Below are 17,485 nucleotides of genomic sequence, written 5' to 3' on the forward strand. Positions count from 1 at the left end.
GCGCCGTCAGGGATCGTTCCCCTCGTGAACCGGTGCGGTCGGCCGGTGCGTCTTCCGGGGTGACGCCGGGGGGCGGGAAATCATGGCAAGTCGGGGTGTCCGGGTCTCGGAGCGTCTTGGGCGCGTTCCCGGGGCGGTGAGCGTCACGGTGACCGTGGCGATCGGCCGTCTTGTGGATCGTCCTGCCGATTAACCGAGGGAAGGGCACCCTTACAGACGTAGGGTTGATCCAGGGGGGCCTTCGGGAGCCCCTCCGGGACAGCCACCTCGAGGGAGGTCCAGTTCAGTGACCAGTCGGGTCAGCAGCGCAACGGGACAGGCGGGGCAGGCCGAACAGGCCGACGGTACCGTCGTGGGAGAGCAGCGCAGACCGGGCGGGACGGCGAAGGACGTACGCCGCCTCGACCGGGTGATCATCAGGTTCGCCGGGGACTCGGGTGACGGTATGCAGCTCACCGGTGACCGCTTCACCTCGGAGACGGCGTCGTTCGGCAACGACCTGTCGACTCTGCCGAACTTCCCCGCCGAGATCCGTGCGCCCGCCGGCACCCTGCCCGGGGTCTCCTCGTTCCAGTTGCACTTCGCCGACCACGACATCCTCACTCCGGGTGATGCGCCCAATGTGCTGGTCGCGATGAACCCGGCGGCCCTGAAGGCCAACATCGGCGACGTGCCGCGCGGTGCGGAGATCATCGTCAACACGGACGAGTTCACCAAGCGGGCCATGCAGAAGGTGGGGTACGCGGCCTCGCCGCTGGAGGACGGTTCCCTCGACGGTTACCAGCTCCACCCGGTCCCCCTGACCACCCTGACCGTCGAGGCTCTGAAGGAATTCGACCTCACCCGCAAGGAGGCCGAGCGCAGCAAGAACATGTTCGCGCTCGGCCTTCTGTCGTGGATGTACCACCGGCCCACCGAGGGCACCGAGAAGTTCCTGCGGTCCAAGTTCGCCAAGAAGCCCGACATCGCGGCCGCCAACATCGCCGCCTTCCGCGCCGGGTGGAACTTCGGGGAGACGACCGAGGACTTCGCCGTCAGCTACGAGGTCGCGCCGGCCGCCCAGGCCTTCCCCGTGGGGACCTACCGGAACATCTCCGGGAACCTGGCGCTCGCGTACGGGCTGATCACCGCCTCGCGGCAGGCCGATCTGCCGCTGTTCCTCGGCTCGTATCCGATCACCCCGGCCTCCGACATCCTGCACGAGCTCAGCAGGCACAAGAACTTCGGTGTGCGCACCTTCCAGGCCGAGGACGAGATCGCCGGCATCGGGGCGGCGCTGGGGGCCGCCTTCGGGGGGTCGCTCGCCGTCACCACGACGAGCGGCCCGGGTGTGGCGCTGAAGTCGGAGACGATCGGGCTCGCCGTCTCGCTGGAGCTGCCGCTGCTGGTGGTGGACATCCAGCGCGGCGGACCGTCGACCGGGCTGCCGACCAAGACCGAGCAGGCGGATCTGCTGCAGGCCATGTACGGGCGCAACGGCGAGGCGCCGGTGCCGGTCGTCGCCCCGTGCACGCCCGCCGACTGCTTCGACGCGGCCCTGGAGGCGGCGCGGATCGCCCTCACCTACCGCACCCCGGTGATGCTGCTCTCGGACGGCTATCTGGCCAACGGTTCGGAGCCGTGGCGGATCCCCGAGCTGGACGAGCTGCCGGATCTGCGGGTGCAGTTCGCGCAGGGGCCGAACCACACCCTGGAGGACGGCACCGAGGTCTTCTGGCCGTACAAGCGGGATCCGCGGACCCTCGCCCGGCCGTGGGCGATCCCGGGCACCCCGGGGCTCGAACACCGCATCGGCGGGATCGAGAAGGAGGACGGGACCGGGAACATCTCCTACGCCCCGGCCAACCACGACTTCATGGTCCGCACCCGCCAGGCCAAGATCGACGGCATCGACGTCCCGGACCTGGTGGTCGACGACCCGCACGAGGCGCGCACCCTGGTCCTGGGCTGGGGGTCCACCTACGGGCCGATCACGGCGGCCGTACGGCGGCTGCGGACGGCCGGCGAGGCGATCGCGCAGGCCCATCTGCGCCATCTGAACCCGTTCCCGCGCAATCTCGGCGCGGTGCTGAAGGCGTACGACAAGGTCGTCATCCCGGAGATGAACCTGGGCCAGCTCGCCACCCTGGTCCGGGCGAAGTACCTGGTCGACGCCCATTCGTACAACCAGGTCAACGGCATGCCGTTCAAGGCGGAGCAGCTCGCCGCGGCGCTCAAGGAGGCCATCGATGACTGAGACGTCAACGGAACGCCAGGGCGGCACGGTCGAGGCGCTCTCCCTCGTGCCCAAGGCCGAGGCCCGCCAGTCCATGAAGGACTTCAAGTCCGACCAGGAAGTGCGCTGGTGCCCGGGCTGCGGTGACTACGCGATCCTGGCGGCCGTCCAGGGCTTCATGCCGGAGCTGGGGCTGGCCAGGGAGAACGTCGTCTTCGTCTCGGGCATCGGCTGCTCCTCGCGGTTCCCGTACTACATGAACACGTACGGCATGCACTCCATCCACGGGCGTGCCCCGGCCATCGCGACGGGGCTGGCGTCCAGCAGGCGGGACCTGAGCGTGTGGGTGGTGACCGGCGACGGGGACGCGTTGTCGATCGGCGGCAACCATCTCATCCACGCCCTGCGGCGGAATGTCAATCTGAAGATCCTGCTGTTCAACAACCGGATCTACGGACTGACCAAGGGCCAGTACTCACCCACCTCCGAGGTCGGCAAGATCACCAAGTCGACGCCGATGGGCTCGCTGGACGCGCCGTTCAACCCGGTGTCGCTGGCGCTGGGCGCGGAGGCGTCCTTCGTGGCGCGGACCATCGACTCCGACCGCAAGCATCTGACGGAGGTGCTGCGGCAGGCGGCGGCCCACCCGGGCACGGCGCTGGTCGAGATCTACCAGAACTGCAACATCTTCAACGACGGCGCCTTCGACGCCCTCAAGGACAAGCAGCAGGCCGAGGACGCGGTGATCCGGCTGGAGCACGGGCAGCCGATCCGGTTCGGGGCCGGGCTGGCCAAGGGCGTCGTACGGGACGCGGCGACCGGTGATCTGCGGGTGGTCGCCGTGACCCCGCAGAACGAGGGAGAGATCCTGGTCCACGACGCGCACTCCGCGTCCCCGACCACCGCCTTCGCGCTGTCGCGGCTGGCGGACGCGGACACCCTGCACAACACCCCGATCGGCGTGTTCCGCTCGGTGCGGCGGCCGGTCTACGACACCCAGCTGGCCGAACAGCTCGACACGGCGGTCGAGCAGCAGGGCAAGGGCGATCTGGCCGCGCTGCTGGCGGGCGGGGACACCTGGACGGTCGTCGGCTGAGCCGGCCGGCCCCGGCCCGAGGGTGAGCCATGAGGCTCGGGACCGCGAGGTTCCGGGCCTCACCTCGTTACTTACCTCAACACCAGTACCTTACTTCAAAGTGGGTACTTTCGCCGAGTTAGCGCCACTCCTAGGGTTAGTGCACACCCGCTACCCCCTAGGAGTTCCTGAGCCATGAGCATCGTCGTCACCGGAGCCACCGGACACCTCGGCCGCCACGTCGTGGAGCAGCTGCTGGAGAAGGTCCCGGCGGACCGGATCACCGCGGTCGTGCGCGACGCGGCCAAGGCCTCCGGCTTCGCCGCCCGCGGTGTGAAGATCGCGACCGCCGACTACAACACCCCCGAGACCTTCGACGGCCTGTTCGCGGCCGGCGACAAGGTGCTGCTCATATCGGGCAACGAGTTCGACAAGGGCCGCCCGGCCCAGCACCAGGTCGTCATCGACGCCGCCAAGGCCGCCGGGGTCGCGCTGCTGGCGTACACCAGCGCGCCGGGCTCCCTGACCGCCGCGCTGGCCGACGACCACCGCGCCACCGAGCAGGCGCTGACCTCTTCCGGAGTGCCCTACACGCTGCTGCGCAACGGCTGGTACCACGAGAACTACACCGAGAACCTCGCCCCGGTCCTGGAGCACGATGCCGTCGTCGCGGCCGCCGGTGAGGGCCGGGTGTCCTCCGCCGCCCGCGCGGACTACGCGGCCGCCGCCGTCGCCGTGCTGACCGGCGAGGGCCACGAGAACAAGACGTACGAGCTGGGCGGCGACGAGGCGTGGAGCTTCGCGGAGTACGCGGCCGAGCTGAGCCGGCAGACCGGCAGGGAGATCGTGTACAACTCCGTGCCCACCGAGGTGCTCACCGGCATCCTGACCGGCGCGGGGCTGCCCGCACCGCTCGCCGCGATCCTGGCCGGCGTGGACGCGTCGATCGAGAAGGGCGAGCTGGTCGTCTCCAGCGGCGACCTGTCCCGGCTGGCGGGCCGCCCGACCACCCCGCTGGCGGAGGCGATCACGGCCGCGCTCAAGGGCTGACCCTCCCCTCCCCCGCCCGTCATGACCGTATGGCAATACGGGCATGACAGGCGGGGGAGCTCGGCGTTACCTTCGTCCACGCGTGCGCGTAGGCACGCGAGGACGTGCGAAGGAGGTACGCCGGTGGCCGGGGCGTCGAGGGGTGAGGGCCGGATAGGCCTGCTGAACGGCTTCGCGGCGTACGGGATGTGGGGGCTGGTCCCCCTGTTCTGGCCCCTGCTCAAGCCCGCCGGGTCGGTGGAGATCCTCGCCCACCGCATGGTGTGGTCCCTCGCCTTCGTCGCCGTCGCCCTGGCCGTCGTACGGCGCTGGGCGTGGGCCGGGGAGCTGCTGCGGCAGCCGCGCCGGCTCGGCCTGGTGGTGATCGCGGCGGCCGTCATCACGGTGAACTGGGGCGTCTACATCTGGGCCGTGAACTCCGGGCACGTCGTGGAGTCCTCGCTCGGGTACTTCATCAACCCGCTGGTGACCATCGCGATGGGCGTGCTGCTCCTGAAGGAGCGGCTGCGGCCGGTGCAGTGGACGGCGGTCGGCATCGGTCTCGCCGCGGTGCTCGTGCTGACCGTCGGATACGGCCGTCCGCCGTGGATCTCCCTCTGTCTCGCCTTCTCCTTCGCCACCTACGGCCTGGTGAAGAAGAAGGTCAACCTCGGCGGGGTCGAGTCGCTGGCCGCCGAGACCGCGATCCAGTTCCTGCCCGCGCTGGGCTATCTGCTGTGGCTGTCGGCGCACGGCGGTGCCACCTTCACCACCGAGGGCACCGGCCACGCGGCCCTGCTCGCCTCGACCGGCGTCGTCACCGCGCTGCCCCTGGTGTGCTTCGGCGCGGCGGCGATCCGGGTGCCGCTGTCCACGCTGGGCCTGCTGCAGTACCTGGCGCCGGTCTTCCAGTTCCTGCTCGGCGTCGTGTACTTCGGCGAGGAGATGCCGCCCGAGCGCTGGGCGGGCTTCGGGCTGGTGTGGCTGGCGCTGGTGCTGCTGACGGCCGACGCGTGGCGTACGGCGCGACGGCCGAGGGTGGCCGTGGAGGTGGCGCGGGTTCCCGAGGCGCCGTCCGCCGCGGTGGACGTCTGACCCGGGGCTCCGCCCCCGTCCCCCGTCCCCCGTTCGGTCTCGAGGAGCCTCGCCCCCGGACGCCGGACGGGCCGGTCGATGCCTGGCTCGGCCGGAATGTCAGTGCCGGCTGCTTAAGTGGTCCGTATGACAGAGACACCCGCACCCCTGCACTGGAAGCTCGTCATCGACGCCGCCGAGCCGCATCCGCAGGCCGACTTCTGGGCCGCGGCGCTGCACTACGAGGTGGAGGACAACAGCGCGCTCATCGAGCGGCTGCTGGAAGCCGGGGCGCTGCCGGGGGCGGCGACGGTGGAGTTCCACGGCCGTCCGGCCTTCCGGGACCTGATCGCCGTACGGCATCCGGACGACCCGTTCGACCCGGTCAGCGGGACGGGGCTGGGGCGGCGGCTGCTGTTCCAGCGGGTGCCGGAGGCGAAGACGGTGAAGAACCGGCTCCATCTCGATCTGCATCCCGGTGCGGGGCGGCGGGCCGACGAGGTCGAGCGGCTGAGGGCGCTGGGGGCGAGCCTGCTGCGCGAGGTGAAGGAGCCGTCCGGGGAGTGGGCGGTGATGACGGACCCCGAGGGCAACGAGTTCTGCGTGCACTAGGCGCGGGGAGCGGGCGGGCCGGCGGGCGGGGGCCAGGAGCCGGCCGGCGGGGAGCAGGACGGCGGGGCTCGGGAGCGGGGCGGGGGAATCAGGAGCCAACCGGCGGGATCGGGAGCCGACAAGCCGGGATCAGCAGCCGGCAGGCGGGGAGAGGGACGGCGGGGCTCGGCAGCGGGCAGGCGGGAATCAGGAGCCAACCGGCGGGATCGGGAGCCGACAAGCCGGGATCAGCAGCCGGCAGGTCGGGGTCAGGAGCCGGCAGGCGGCGAGCAGGACGGCGGGGCTCGGGAGCCAACCCGCGGGATCGGGAGCCGGCCAGCGAGGAGTGGGAGCGGGCCGGGGGGAATCGGGAGCCAACCGGCGAGGAGGATCCCGGTCGCTCACACGGCGCGCTCCATGCAGACCAGTCGCTCCCGCTCGTCCCATGACTCGGTGACGGTGAAGCCGAACCGTTCGTACAGGGCGATGGCCCCGGTCCGCCAGGCCCACACCGACAGCCGCACGGTGTGCACGCCGCTTTCCGCGGCATGCGCGAGTGCGGCGTCGAGCAGGCCGGACGCGATGCCCCGGCCCCGGAAGGCCGGGTCCGTCCAGAGTCTCTTGATCTCCGCCCGCCCGTCGGCGGGGGCGGTCACCACCAGGCAGCCCACGGCGGTGTCGCCGCTGAGGGCCACCAGCACGACATCGCCGGCGAACGCGGCCCGCGGGTCCGCGATCTCCGCGCGGTAGCGGTCCGGCAGCCCGTCCACACCGGCGACGGCCTCACCCTTCTCGGCCTCCGTCCGCAGATGGTAGGCCGCCAGCAGCGCGGCCGGCCCGTTCTCGGCGGCAGGGCTCCGGCCCGGCCAGCGGACGACGGCAAGCTCGCGTCGATCGGTCATGACGCCAGCATCACACGCGGCGGTCCGGGCCGTGCAGGAGGGTGGGGAGGCATCCCGGCGTCCGCTATGTGAACCGCGTGTCCAGATATCGCCCTTGACGCAGAGTCAGTTGCGCCTTCACCATCCTGAGACCCCATTCACTGTGGAATCCCTGTGGTTCCCCGCGGAATTCGGAGCCCCCCACATGAAGCTCTCGCTCTCCGCTTCCCGGCGTACGGCCGCCGCCGGCGCCACCTCGATTGTCATGCTCCTGACTGGAGGATCCATAGCGGGCGCGGCGCCCGCGCCCGGGTCCGCCGCGCTCGCCGCCGCTCCCGACATCCCGGTGGCGAACGTCAAGGCCCACCTCGCCCAGCTGCAGTCCATCGCCACCGCCAACGGCGGCAACCGCGCCCACGGCCGGACCGGTTACAAGGCCTCGCTCGACTACGTGAAGGCCAAGCTGGACGCCGCCGGATACACCACCGTCATCCAGCAGTTCACCTCCTCCGGCCGCACGGGCTACAACCTGGTCGCCGACTGGCCCGGCGGCGACACCAACCGGGTCGTCATGGCCGGGTCCCACCTCGACAGCGTCACGGCCGGGGCCGGCATCAACGACAACGGCAGCGGTTCGGCGGCCGTCCTGGAGACCGCGCTCGCCGTGGCCCGCGCCGGCTACCAGCCCACCAAGCACCTGCGGTTCGCCTGGTGGGGCGCGGAGGAGCTGGGCATGGTGGGATCGCGGTACTACGTCAACAACCTCTCCTCGGCGAACCGCTCCCGCATCAGCGGCTACCTCAACTTCGACATGATCGGCTCGCCGAACCCGGGCTACTTCGTCTACGACGACGACCCGGCCATCGAGAAGACCTTCAAGGACTACTTCGCCGGCCTCGGCGTCCCGACCGAGATCGAGACCGAGGGCGACGGCCGCTCCGACCACGCGCCCTTCAAGAACGCGGGGGTTCCGGTGGGCGGTCTGTTCAGCGGCGCCGACTACGTCAAGACGGCGGCGCAGGCGGCCAAGTGGGGCGGCACGGCCGGGCAGGCCTTCGACCGCTGCTACCACTCCTCCTGCGACACCACCGCCAACATCAACGACACGGCCCTCGACCGCAACGCGGACGCCACGGCGTACGCGGTGTGGACGCTGTCCTCCTGACCCACCGCCGGGGCCGCTTCCGGGGCGGTGCCGCCTCTACACGCCCGACCTGCGGGCCCGTTCGGCCAGCCGGACCATGCGGGCGCGAGCGGACTCCAACTGCTCGACGTCGTCGGCGGCCGGTCCGTCCTCGGTGGTCAGCTCCGTCCACAGGCCGAGGAGTTCCGTCCCCAGGTTCAGTCCCTGCAAGGGGTCGCGCACGGCACGCCAGGCCGCTGCCGCGCTCTGGACGTTGCCGTACGCGGCCTCGCCGTCCCGGGCGCGGCGGCGGATCCGGGCCAGATCGAGGGAGACGTGGAAGGCACGGAGCGGGTCACCCGCCAAGTAGGCGATGTACGCACCGAGTTCACGGAGCCGGAGCACCTCAGGGTGTTCCGGCCCCAGCGTTCCCGAGGCCTCCAGCACGGTCCGCTCGGCGAGTCCCGCGGCCACCTCGATCCGGCCGGCCCGCACGGCCTCGTTGATCTGCGCCATCGGTTCCCCGAGGAGCGCGGGGGCACCGCCGTCGCCGGGAAGGGTGCGCGGGTCCTCCCCGAGCACCGCTTCCGCCACGGCGTCGAAACCGCGGGCGGGGGTGGGCTTGGGATCGGGGTCGGCCTCCGCCTGCGCCTCGAGGTCGGGGGTGATGAGCGGCTTGGGACCCGGCTCGGAGGCGGGCGTGGGTCGCGGGGACGGGTGCGGCGCGGGGTCCGGGGCGGCGGTCGGTCCGGCTTCCGGGAGATGGTCCATCGCCGGGGGCGGGCCGAAGACTCCGGTGGGGGCCGCGACGGTGCCGGGGGCCTGGCCGGGGGTCCGGGGCGGGAAGGAGGGCTCGTCCTGCGGTGGGTCGTACTCCGCCTCCGGTGCGTGCACCTGGCGCAGGACATGGGTGGCCTTGTCCCGCCGGGGCTCGCAGACGTCGGGGGGCATGGGCGCGGAGGCGCCGGGTGCGGGGGCCGCCGGGGTCGCCGGAGCCGAAGACTCCAGGGGGGCAGCCGCCGGAGCCGAAGGCATCGAGGGCGCCGCCGTCGGGGCCGGAGCCGCCGGGGTCAGGAGGACCGTGGGGGCCGAGGCAGCCGGGGCGGGTGCCGGAGGCTCGGGTGCCGGGGCCGGCCGCTCCGGGTGGCGGTCCGCCGGTGAGGCCGGCGTGCGCAGGGGTTCGGCCGTGAAGTGGCTGGAGCCGTCGGGGTCGATACGGAGGGGGACGACATAGCCGATGCGTTCGTCGTGGACCGAGGCGAGGACGGGGTGTCCGGTGGCGAGGGCGATGCGGTGGAGGTGGCCCAGGACTGCGTGCTGGATCTCCTCGCCGTCGGCCGCCGTGACCGGGACACCGCCTATCGTCGCCGGTCCGCCCGCGCGGACGTGGACGTCGAGCGGAGCGACCACGGCGGCCGGCCGTCCGGCGTGGTTCTGTTCCCGCTTCTTCTCACGGCTGAGTCGAGACATCGGTTCCTCACTCGGATGCGTCGTCACGCTCCGGTCGTCCAGGTGCGCGTACGCGTACACGTACTGTTGAGTCTCTCCGTTCGCCCCCGGCCGGCGCGTCACCACGACGTCACAGCATCGTTCCAGGAACCCACGCCCGGCCTCCCGGTGGCGCTCCGGAGGGACGGCGATCAGGAGGAGGGAGTACGGCCATGCGGACGACGGGGACGGCACAGGCGCCGGAAGGACAGCGGGCGCCGGGGCAGCGGGGCCCGGAGATCTGGCTCCGCGGTCCGGTCACCGTACCGGAACCGGAAGCGGTCCCCGGACCGTACGCGTCCGCCGCCGCTCCCCGCCGCTTCTCCTGGCTGGCCACCCACGGCGGGGCCGGCGCCTCCACCCTCGCGGCGGTCTTCGGCGGCCACGACTGCGGACGCGACTGGCCCGCCCCCGGTGATCCGCCGTCCGTCCTCATCGTGGCGCATACGCATGCGGCCGGGCTGGAGTCCGCCCTGCGGGCCCTGGAGGTCTTCCGGCGCGGGGAGGCGCCGCCGGGGCTGGCCCTGGAGGCCGTGGTCCTGGTCGCGGACGCGCCGGGGCGGCTGCCGCGGCCCCTGGTGCAGCGGATGCGGGTCATCGAGTCGGTCGCCGACGTCCACCGCGTCCCGTGGGTGTCCGAGTGGCGCCTCGGTGAGCTGGGCGGGCGGCCGCCCCGGGAGACGGAGGCACTGGCCCGGCTCACCGGGGTGAGGCGCTGAGCGGCTCGCGCGGGGTGCCCTCCGCGGTGGAGACCGCCTCGGCCGTACGGAGCGGGCGGCTGCGGGCCGTGGACGTCGTGGAGGAGGCGCTGGAGCGGATCGCGCGGTTCGATCCCTCCCTGAGCGCCTTCGCCGAGGTGTGGGCGGCGGAGGCGGTCGAGCGGGCGCGGGCGGTGGACGCGCGGACCGCTGCGGGTGAGCGGCTGCCGCTGGCCGGGGTGCCGATCGGGGTCAAGGGGCGGTACGGGCTGCGCGCTGCGGGTCCGCTGCTCGCCGCGGGGTGCGTGCCCGTCGGGGCGACGGCGGTGCCCGGGCCCGGTACGTCCTGGCAGACCTGGGGCCTCGGCGCGCACGGCCGTACCGTCAATCCCTGGCGGCCCGACCGCACCCCGGGCGGCTCCTCGGCCGGGTCGGCGGTGGCGGTGGCGGCCGGGCTGGTGCCGCTGGCCACCGGCAGCGACGGCGCGGGCTCGGTACGGATCCCGGCGGCCTGGTGCGGGGTGATCGGCCTGAAGACGACGAACGGGCGGCTGCCGTCCGCGGACCGTACGGGGCTCGCCGCCCCCGGGGTGCTCGTGCGGTCCGCGGCGGACGCGGAGGCGTACTGGCGGGTGATGGCGCCGACGGCCCACCGGGATTGGGCCGGGCCGACGACCCACCGGGATTCGGCCGGGCCGGCGGCACTCCCGGTCACCGCCGTCTTCTCCCCCGATCTCGGATTCGCCTCCTCCGTCCCCGATCCCGAGCCTGTGGCCCTCGCCCGGGCCGCCGCCGAAAGGCTCGCCGAGGCCGGTGTCGTACGGCTGCTGCCGGGCGAGGCGCCGCCGCGGCTGGAGGATCCGGCAGCCGCGTGGCTCGCGCTGCGGGGGCGGCCGGCAGACGATCCCGGCGGGGCGGCCGGGCGGATCCGGGAGGTGAACGACGCCCGGCTGGCGGGTTTCTTCGCCCGGGCCGACCTCCTGCTGACGCCGGCCACGCCGACCGCGGCGCACGGTCACGAAGGCCCCGGCGAGCGGTACTCGACCGCGTTGACCTGGGCGTTCAACCTGAGCGGGCATCCGGCGGCCAGCCTTCCGGCGGGCGTCGGCGCCGACGGTTGTCCGGTGGGGGTGCAGGTCGTCGCGGCGCACGGGCGGGAGGAACTGCTGCTGGCCGTGTCGCGGGCGGCCGGGAGCGCCCTTCCCAGAATTGATTGCGTGCGCATATAATGCAGATGCGCATTATCACCGTACGCCGACTACCTGGGGGATCTTTCCATGGACCGCCGTTTTCTCTTCGTGCTGGCCAGCAGCCGTACGGACGGCAACACGGAGGCGCTCGCCCGCCGGGCCGCCGAACAGCTGGACCCCGGCGTCGAGCAGACGTGGATCAGCCTGGCCGAGCATCCGCTGCCCGAGTTCGAGGACCTGCGGCACGACAGCGACCACGTCCGCCCCACGGAGGGGAACCTCGGGCTGCTGCTCGACGCGACCCTCGCCGCGACGGACGTCGTCATCGCCTCACCGCTGTACTGGTACTCGGTCTCCACCCACGCCAAGCGCTACCTGGACCACTGGTCGGGCTGGCTGCGCATCCCCGGCCTCGACTTCAAGGCGACGATGGCCGGGCGCACGCTCTGGGGCGTGACCGTGCTCGCCGACCCGGAGGCCTCGGTCGCCGACCCGCTGGTCGGCACGCTCAACAACTCGGCCGCCTACCTGGGGATGCGCTTCGGCGGAGTCCTGCTCGGCAACGGCAGCAAGCCCGGTGACGTGCTCGGCGACACCGAGGCGCTGGCACGCGCGAAGTCGTTCTTCGCGCGGGAGACCCCGCTCGCCCGCTTCCCCCACCAGGCCGCCTGAGCGCGGCTCACGCCGTGATGTCCTTCGCCGTGAACCGCGCCCAGGCCGCCGAGCCGAACACCGCCGCGTACAGGGCCTGGAGACCGAGGTTCTTCACCAGGTCGTCCCAGTAGACGGGGTCGCGCACCAGGTCGGCGAAGGACAGCCAGTAGTGGGAGAAGAGGTACGGCTGGATCGCGTGGAGCTGGGGGATCTGGTCGAGGATCTGCACCGTGATCAGCAGGCCCACCGTGGTCGCCATCGCCGCGATGCCGCTGGCGGTGAGCGTGGAGACGAACAGCCCCAGCGCCGCCACGCCGGTCAGGGACGCGGCGACGACCAGGGCGATCAGCAGGGCCCGGCCCAGACCGTCGGCGAAGCCGATGGTCGTGCCGGAGATGGTGGTGAGGTCGCCCAGGGGGAAGAGCAACGCCCCCACGGTCAGCGCCGACACCGCCACGACGAGGGTGGCCACCAGGCAGAAGGCCAGCACGGTCGCGTATTTGACGAGGAGAAGGCGGGTGCGGCCGGCGGGGGCGACCAGCAGGTAGCGCAGGGTGCCGGCGTTGGCCTCGCCGGCGATCGCGTCGCCCGCGACGACACCGATCGCCATCGGCAGGAAGAACGGCAGCGTGGCGGCCAGCGCGGTGAAGACCAGGAACAGACCGTTGTTGGTGACCTGCGCGATGAAGGCCGGGCCGCCCTCGCCCCCTCCGCCGCCCGGTCCGGCGGGTGAGCCGTCACCCGTCTCGATCTTCACGGCGATACCGACCAGGACCGGCACGGCCGCCAGGACACCCAGCAGCGCGAGCGTGCGCCAGCGGCGGAAGGTGATGAGGAGTTCGCTGCGGAGGAGACCGAGGGACCACAGAGGGCTGGGCGCCCGCGCCTCCCGTACCGCGTCAGCCTGCGACATCGAACCCCTCCCCGGTGAGTGCCACGAACGCGTCCTCCAGGGAGGCCCGCTCGACGGCGAAGCCGCGGACGCGGACACCGGCCGTCACCAACGCGGCGTTCACCTCCGCGGGATCGCGTTCGGGGGGCTCGGCGGTGACCCGGTCCTCGGCGACGGCGACGTCCGCCGCGCCCTGCTCCTTCAGCACCCGCGCCGCCTCGGCCGTGTCGGGCGTGGTCACCACGAGCCGGCCGCGCGCGCCCGCCGCCAGCTCGGCCACCGCGCCCTGGGTGATCAGGCGGCCCTGCGCCATCACCGCGGCGTGCGTGCACACCTGCTCGATCTCGTCGAGGAGATGGGAGGACAGGAACACGGTGGTGCCGTCCGAGGCCAGCTCCCGCACCAGGGACCGGATCTCCCGCATGCCCTGCGGGTCGAGACCGTTGGTCGGCTCGTCGAGGACGAGGAGCCGGCGGGGCTGGAGGAGAGCGGCGGCCAGCCCCAGCCGCTGCTTCATGCCGAGCGAGTACGCCCTCGCCTTCTTGCCGGCCGCGGCCGTCAGCCCGACCCGCTCCAGCGCCGCGGCGACGCGGATGCGCCGGGTGCGCGGGTCGGCGGTCGGGTCGGCGGCGTCGTAGCGGAGGAGGTTGTCGCGGCCGGAGAGGAAGCCGTACAGGGCGGGTCCCTCGATCAGCGCGCCGACCTGCGGGAGCACGGTGCGCGCGGCCCGGGGCACGGGCTGCCCCAGGACGCGCGCGGCGCCGGACGTGGGCTCGATGAGGCCCATCAGCATGCGGATCGTGGTGGTCTTGCCGGAGCCGTTCGGACCGAGGAAGCCGAAGACGCTGCCCGCCGGGACGGTGAGATCCAGGTGGTCCACGGCGAGCTGGCCGCCACGGTAGCGCTTGGTGAGGGCATGGGTGTGGATGACGGGTTCGTCATCCATGGGCTCCCCCTTCGCACGCGTGCTGGGAACGGACAGGCTCCGTAGGGTACTTACTTCGCCGAGTCGGCCGCCTTCACCAGGGCGTCCTTGGTCACCGCGCCGACGTAGACCTTGCCGTCGTCCGTGACCAGGGCGTTGATCAGGCGGGTGGAGAACACGGTGCCGGAGCCGAACTTGCCGCTCACCTTGTCGCCGAACGAGCCGAGGAAGCCGCTGAGGGCACCGCCGGCGTCGGAGCCGAGTTCGGAGTTGAGCTCGGCGTCCGAGGGGACGCCCTCGCCGCCGGTCTTGAGGACGGCGACGGAGGTCCAGCCCTTGCCGAGGACGTCGAAGCCCTCGGCCTCCTCGGCGCCGGTGAGGCCGCCGAGGCCTTCGAGGTCCTCGTCGGAGGCGCCGGAGTGCCCCGGTGCCGCCTCGGCGTCGCCACCCTCGGTGACCTTCGCGCCCTTGGGCGGGGTGAAGTCGAAGGTGGAGGCGGCCGGCGCGGCGAAGGTGACCTGGGTGAAGCCCGCGTCCACGACGGCGGCGCCGCCGCTCGCCGGGGTCAGCGTGAACTTCAGCGGCATGCCGGTCTTCGCGTCCACCGCCACGCTGATCGCGCCGACCGTGGAACCGGACTGCTTCGGCTTGATCAGCAGTTTGTAGGCGTCGCGGCCCGCGACGTGCACGGTGCCGTCGACGGTGACGGACGTGGTGTCGTCGACCGCCTTGAGGGCGTCCTCGGTGAGGTCCTCGGGCGTGGCGGGTACGGGGGTCTGCGCCCCGTCCTCCGCGCTCTCGTCGGTGGTGGAGTGGTAGACCTCGTTGGAGGAGCTGTCGTAGCCCCACACGTCCTTGCCGTTGTGGACGAGGCTGTACTCGGCGGCGTTCTCCAGCAGGGAGAGCTTCTGCCGGTCGGGGCCGTCGGCGGCGACGCGCAGGGTGTGGGTGCCGGAGGCGAGTTCGGTGAGCTTGGCCGAGGGGTCGGCGGACGACCCGTCACCGCCGCCCGCGGCCCCGGAGAGCAGTCCGCTCTCCAGCCCGCCGAGGTCGGGCAGGCCCAGGTCGGTGCTGATCTTCACGGTGCCGGACAGCCGCTGCACGTCCGAGGCCGCGATCTTGTCGAGGAGCTGCTGTGCGGTGATCTTCGGCAGGTCCGGGTCACCGGAGTCGGCGAGCGCCGGGACCAGGCCGATCGTCGCCGCGGCGACGCCGATCACGGTGACCGGGACGACGTACCGCACGGCCTTGCGCCGCCCGACGCGCAAGTCGTCCGTCTCCCCGGCGGTCATGCTGTCGTCGGTTGCGTTCGGTGCCATGTGTGCCTTACCTCCGTCGTCGGCGGCGGCTGGTCATCTCACGTTGAACGTCCCACCCCGTGCCGCCATTCTCACCCGAATCGGTGAGGAGTGGTGTTTTCCGTGATGTCCATCTGACCAAATACGGCGTGATGAGGCGTCACCCCACGGACTCAACTCCGCGTACACCTGCGGTATGACACGGAGCGACGACGGAGTCCTCCGACCCGTAGGGGTCGGGGTCAGCCGGCCCGGTGGACCACCGCGTCGCACAGGCCCATGAGCGCGGCCTTCGCGTCGCACTCCACGAGCGGCGCCAGCGCGGCCCGGGCCTCCTCGGCGTAGCGCACCGTGTCGCGGCGGGCCTGTTCCAGCGCCGGGTGGGCGCGCAGCGCGGCGACCGCCTCGGCGAGCTTCGCGTCGTCGCTCAGGTCGGAGTCGAGGAGCTCGCACAGCGCGACGTCCTCGGGCAGGGCCTGCTGGGCCGCGCGCTCGCGCAGCCGCAGCACCGGAAGCGTGGGGACGCCCTCACGCAGGTCCGTGCCCGGCGTCTTGCCCGACTCGTGGGAGTCGGAGGCGATGTCGAGGACGTCGTCGGCGAGCTGGAAGGCGACGCCGAGCCGCTCCCCGTACTGGGTCAGCACGTCCACGACGGTCTCGTCGGCGCCCGACATCATCGCGCCGAACCGGCAGGAGACCGCCACCAGGGAGCCGGTCTTGCCGCCGAGGACGTCGAGGTAGTGCTCGACCGGGTCACGGCCGTCGACCGGGCCGGCCGTCTCCAGGATCTGGCCGGTGACCAGCCGCTCGAACGCCTCCGCCTGCACCCGCACCGCCTCCGGGCCGAGGTCGGCCAGGATGTGCGAGGCGCGCGCGAAGAGGAAGTCGCCGGTGAGGACGGCGAGCGAGTTGCCCCAGCGGGCGTTCGCGCTGGGCACCCCGCGCCGCACCGCGGCCTCGTCCATGACGTCGTCGTGGTAGAGGGTGGCCAGATGGGTGAGCTCCACCACGACGGCCGAGGGGACGATTCCCGGCGCGTAGGGGTCGCCGAAGCGTGCCGCGAGCATCACGAGCAGCGGGCGGAACCGCTTCCCGCCGGCCCGCAGCAGGTGCTGGGCCGCCTCGGTGATGAACGGCACCTCACTCTTGGTGGCCTCGAGCAAGCCTTCCTCGACAGCCGCCAGTCCGGCCTGGACATCGGCTTCCAGAGCCTGGTCCCGCACGCTCAGCCCAAACGGCTCGACGACGGTCACGAGGGGTCTCCTGTCTGCTGGTGTCTACTGGCGACTACGCGGTTTGTCGATAGGTCTCTGCGCTCACTCAAGTCAGCGTATCCGGTCATGTTTCGATCACCGCGAGCCCCCACGGTTACAGCCCGGCCGTATAAGGGTCCCCCCTCGGCATCGGCCCCTTAATAACCCGTTGAGGCTATTGCCCGATTAGCCCCTCTTGTGGATGCCGGTGAGTTGGCTCACTCCCCCGGGAAACAGGTTCCCCTCCGCCCCATTCCGATTCCTCTTCCCGCTCAAGCGAGTTGACGTTTGCAGCCACAAAGGATCAAGCACCCCATAGAGCGCAGACCAAGGTCAATAGGGCCGAACTGTGAATCCGCCACTTGTTCCGGACATGTGCTCTCGCATACGTTCCCGGCCTGTCGGGCGGACGCCGAATCCTGCCACCGCCCCGGCACCCACCGAGAACACCAGGGCAGGAGCGGGGGAACCAGGTAAGTCGCCGCACCGGGCGGACCCGGACATGTCTGTGGGCATGTTCAGGACATACCGGGACGGCTTGGGGTGAAGTCGTGTCCGCGAGGACCGGCCGGGCAGCTCCCGCCCGAACCCGACAGCTCACCTCGCAGGCGACGGAGAGGAACTTCGCCATGCCCGCTCAGCCCCGCCGCCTCGCCCGCGCGCTCGCCGTCGCCGCCACCGGCGTCACCGTGCTCGCCCTCCCGCTCTTCGGCGCGACCACCGCCTCCGCGGCGACCCCGACCGTGGCCACCGCCACCAGCCTCGGCTACGCCAACAACCTCGACGGCTGGATCCGCGCGTCGCTCCAGGTCATGGCGCAGCACGGGATCCCGGGCACCTACAACGGCATCTACCGCAACGTGCTGCGCGAGTCCTCGGGCAACCCGTCCGCCATCAACCTCTGGGACTCCAACGCTGCCGCCGGCACCCCGTCCAAGGGCCTGCTGCAGATCATCGACCCGACCTTCAACGCGTACCACGTGTCCGGCACCTCCTGGGACCCGTACGACCCGGTCGCGAACATCACCGCCTCCTGCAACTACGCGGCTGCGCGGTACGGCTCGATCGACAACGTGTTCGGCGCGTACTGAGCCGAGCC

General features: G+C 72.1%; 16 protein-coding genes and 1 riboswitch. Of the genes, 10 read left to right on the top strand and 6 right to left on the bottom strand.

Going from position 1 to position 17,485, the window contains the following annotated elements; all coding sequences use genetic code 11:
- Positions 1-286 precede the first annotated feature (286 nt).
- The 5 genes from ACFY30_RS03880 (at position 287) to ACFY30_RS03900 (ending at position 6,005) form a co-directional block, all read left to right on the top strand.
- Complete coding sequence (locus ACFY30_RS03880) at positions 287-2,236, top strand: 2-oxoacid:acceptor oxidoreductase subunit alpha (protein WP_390843534.1); 1,950 nt, start codon at positions 287-289, stop codon at positions 2,234-2,236.
- Complete coding sequence (locus tag ACFY30_RS03885) at positions 2,229-3,311, top strand: 2-oxoacid:ferredoxin oxidoreductase subunit beta (RefSeq protein ID WP_390843535.1); 1,083 nt, start codon at positions 2,229-2,231, stop codon at positions 3,309-3,311. The genes ACFY30_RS03880 and ACFY30_RS03885 overlap by 8 nt, the downstream gene beginning before the upstream one ends.
- A gap of 174 nt (positions 3,312-3,485) precedes the next feature.
- Positions 3,486-4,340 (top strand): SDR family oxidoreductase, encoded by an 855-nt coding sequence (locus ACFY30_RS03890; protein WP_390843536.1) that lies wholly within the window; start codon positions 3,486-3,488, stop codon positions 4,338-4,340.
- A 123-nt stretch (positions 4,341-4,463) separates the two neighbouring features.
- Complete coding sequence (rarD, locus tag ACFY30_RS03895) at positions 4,464-5,414, top strand: EamA family transporter RarD (protein WP_390843537.1); 951 nt, start codon at positions 4,464-4,466, stop codon at positions 5,412-5,414.
- Positions 5,415-5,540: 126 nt separating this feature from the next.
- Positions 5,541-6,005 carry a VOC family protein gene (locus tag ACFY30_RS03900; protein WP_390843538.1) on the top strand — a complete coding sequence of 155 codons (465 nt, stop codon included), beginning with the start codon at positions 5,541-5,543 and terminating at the stop codon, positions 6,003-6,005.
- Between the two features lie 380 nt (positions 6,006-6,385).
- Here the strand turns inward: ACFY30_RS03900 and ACFY30_RS03905 are convergent, their stop codons facing one another.
- Complete coding sequence (locus ACFY30_RS03905; RefSeq protein ID WP_390843539.1) at positions 6,386-6,886, bottom strand: GNAT family N-acetyltransferase; 501 nt, start codon at positions 6,884-6,886, stop codon at positions 6,386-6,388.
- Between the two features lie 184 nt (positions 6,887-7,070).
- Between ACFY30_RS03905 and ACFY30_RS03910 the strand changes: the two genes are divergently transcribed.
- On the top strand, positions 7,071-8,030 hold the full coding sequence (locus ACFY30_RS03910; RefSeq protein WP_390843540.1) for a M28 family metallopeptidase: 960 nt from the start codon (positions 7,071-7,073) through the stop codon (positions 8,028-8,030).
- 36 nt (positions 8,031-8,066) lie between these two features.
- Here ACFY30_RS03910 and ACFY30_RS03915 read toward each other — a convergent pair whose 3' ends face one another.
- Positions 8,067-9,458, bottom strand: a complete 1,392-nt coding sequence (locus ACFY30_RS03915; protein WP_390843541.1) for a tetratricopeptide repeat protein — start codon at positions 9,456-9,458, stop codon at positions 8,067-8,069.
- 191 nt (positions 9,459-9,649) lie between these two features.
- Between ACFY30_RS03915 and ACFY30_RS03920 the strand changes: the two genes are divergently transcribed.
- From ACFY30_RS03920 to ACFY30_RS03930, 3 genes are read left to right on the top strand one after another with little or no spacing between them, the layout of a single operon-like run.
- Entirely contained in the window at positions 9,650-10,195 is a 546-nt protein-coding gene (locus ACFY30_RS03920) for a DUF6668 family protein (RefSeq protein ID WP_390843542.1), read from the top strand.
- A 26-nt stretch (positions 10,196-10,221) separates the two neighbouring features.
- Positions 10,222-11,403, top strand: a complete 1,182-nt coding sequence (locus tag ACFY30_RS03925) for an amidase family protein (RefSeq protein WP_390843543.1) — start codon at positions 10,222-10,224, stop codon at positions 11,401-11,403.
- 48 nt (positions 11,404-11,451) lie between these two features.
- A complete protein-coding gene (locus ACFY30_RS03930; protein ID WP_390843544.1) occupies positions 11,452-12,036 on the top strand; it encodes a flavodoxin family protein in 585 nt (194 codons plus the stop codon).
- A gap of 7 nt (positions 12,037-12,043) precedes the next feature.
- Here ACFY30_RS03930 and ACFY30_RS03935 read toward each other — a convergent pair whose 3' ends face one another.
- The 4 genes from ACFY30_RS03935 to ACFY30_RS03950 all read right to left on the bottom strand — a co-directional run bounded on the left by ACFY30_RS03935 (position 12,044) and on the right by ACFY30_RS03950 (position 16,386).
- Complete coding sequence (locus ACFY30_RS03935; RefSeq protein WP_390843545.1) at positions 12,044-12,931, bottom strand: ABC transporter permease; 888 nt, start codon at positions 12,929-12,931, stop codon at positions 12,044-12,046.
- On the bottom strand, positions 12,918-13,856 hold the full coding sequence (locus ACFY30_RS03940) for an ABC transporter ATP-binding protein (RefSeq protein ID WP_390843546.1): 939 nt from the start codon (positions 13,854-13,856) through the stop codon (positions 12,918-12,920). The genes ACFY30_RS03935 and ACFY30_RS03940 overlap by 14 nt, the downstream gene beginning before the upstream one ends.
- A 50-nt stretch (positions 13,857-13,906) precedes the next feature.
- Complete coding sequence (locus ACFY30_RS03945; RefSeq protein ID WP_390843547.1) at positions 13,907-15,154, bottom strand: outer membrane lipoprotein carrier protein LolA; 1,248 nt, start codon at positions 15,152-15,154, stop codon at positions 13,907-13,909.
- 221 nt (positions 15,155-15,375) lie between these two features.
- Entirely contained in the window at positions 15,376-16,386 is a 1,011-nt protein-coding gene (locus ACFY30_RS03950) for a polyprenyl synthetase family protein (protein ID WP_390658056.1), read from the bottom strand.
- Between the two features lie 400 nt (positions 16,387-16,786).
- A riboswitch (cyclic di-AMP (ydaO/yuaA leader) is annotated at positions 16,787-17,012 on the top strand.
- A 3-nt stretch (positions 17,013-17,015) separates the two neighbouring features.
- On the opposite strand from ACFY30_RS03950, the gene ACFY30_RS03955 reads away from it, so the two are divergent.
- On the top strand, positions 17,016-17,477 hold the full coding sequence (locus ACFY30_RS03955) for a transglycosylase SLT domain-containing protein (protein WP_390843548.1): 462 nt from the start codon (positions 17,016-17,018) through the stop codon (positions 17,475-17,477).
- Positions 17,478-17,485 lie beyond the last annotated feature (8 nt).

Source organism: Streptomyces sp. NPDC000345, from assembly GCF_042898825.1.
Taxonomy (GTDB): Bacteria; Actinomycetota; Actinomycetes; order Streptomycetales; family Streptomycetaceae; genus Streptomyces.

What these genes read in the sequence shown, in the direction of transcription:
- ACFY30_RS03885 (WP_390843535.1), top strand. Translation starts at nt 2,229, where the DNA reads ATGACTGAGACGTCAACGGAACGCCAGGGCGGCACGGTCGAGGCGCTC.
- ACFY30_RS03890 (WP_390843536.1), top strand. Translation starts at nt 3,486, where the DNA reads ATGAGCATCGTCGTCACCGGAGCCACCGGACACCTCGGCCGCCACGTC.
- ACFY30_RS03900 (WP_390843538.1), top strand. Translation starts at nt 5,541, where the DNA reads ATGACAGAGACACCCGCACCCCTGCACTGGAAGCTCGTCATCGACGCC.
- ACFY30_RS03905 (WP_390843539.1), bottom strand. Translation starts at nt 6,886, where the DNA reads ATGACCGATCGACGCGAGCTTGCCGTCGTCCGCTGGCCGGGCCGGAGC.
- ACFY30_RS03910 (WP_390843540.1), top strand. Translation starts at nt 7,071, where the DNA reads ATGAAGCTCTCGCTCTCCGCTTCCCGGCGTACGGCCGCCGCCGGCGCC.
- ACFY30_RS03915 (WP_390843541.1), bottom strand. Translation starts at nt 9,458, where the DNA reads ATGTCTCGACTCAGCCGTGAGAAGAAGCGGGAACAGAACCACGCCGGA.
- ACFY30_RS03920 (WP_390843542.1), top strand. Translation starts at nt 9,650, where the DNA reads ATGCGGACGACGGGGACGGCACAGGCGCCGGAAGGACAGCGGGCGCCG.
- ACFY30_RS03930 (WP_390843544.1), top strand. Translation starts at nt 11,452, where the DNA reads ATGGACCGCCGTTTTCTCTTCGTGCTGGCCAGCAGCCGTACGGACGGC.
- ACFY30_RS03935 (WP_390843545.1), bottom strand. Translation starts at nt 12,931, where the DNA reads ATGTCGCAGGCTGACGCGGTACGGGAGGCGCGGGCGCCCAGCCCTCTG.
- ACFY30_RS03940 (WP_390843546.1), bottom strand. Translation starts at nt 13,856, where the DNA reads ATGGATGACGAACCCGTCATCCACACCCATGCCCTCACCAAGCGCTAC.
- ACFY30_RS03945 (WP_390843547.1), bottom strand. Translation starts at nt 15,154, where the DNA reads ATGGCACCGAACGCAACCGACGACAGCATGACCGCCGGGGAGACGGAC.
- ACFY30_RS03955 (WP_390843548.1), top strand. Translation starts at nt 17,016, where the DNA reads ATGCCCGCTCAGCCCCGCCGCCTCGCCCGCGCGCTCGCCGTCGCCGCC.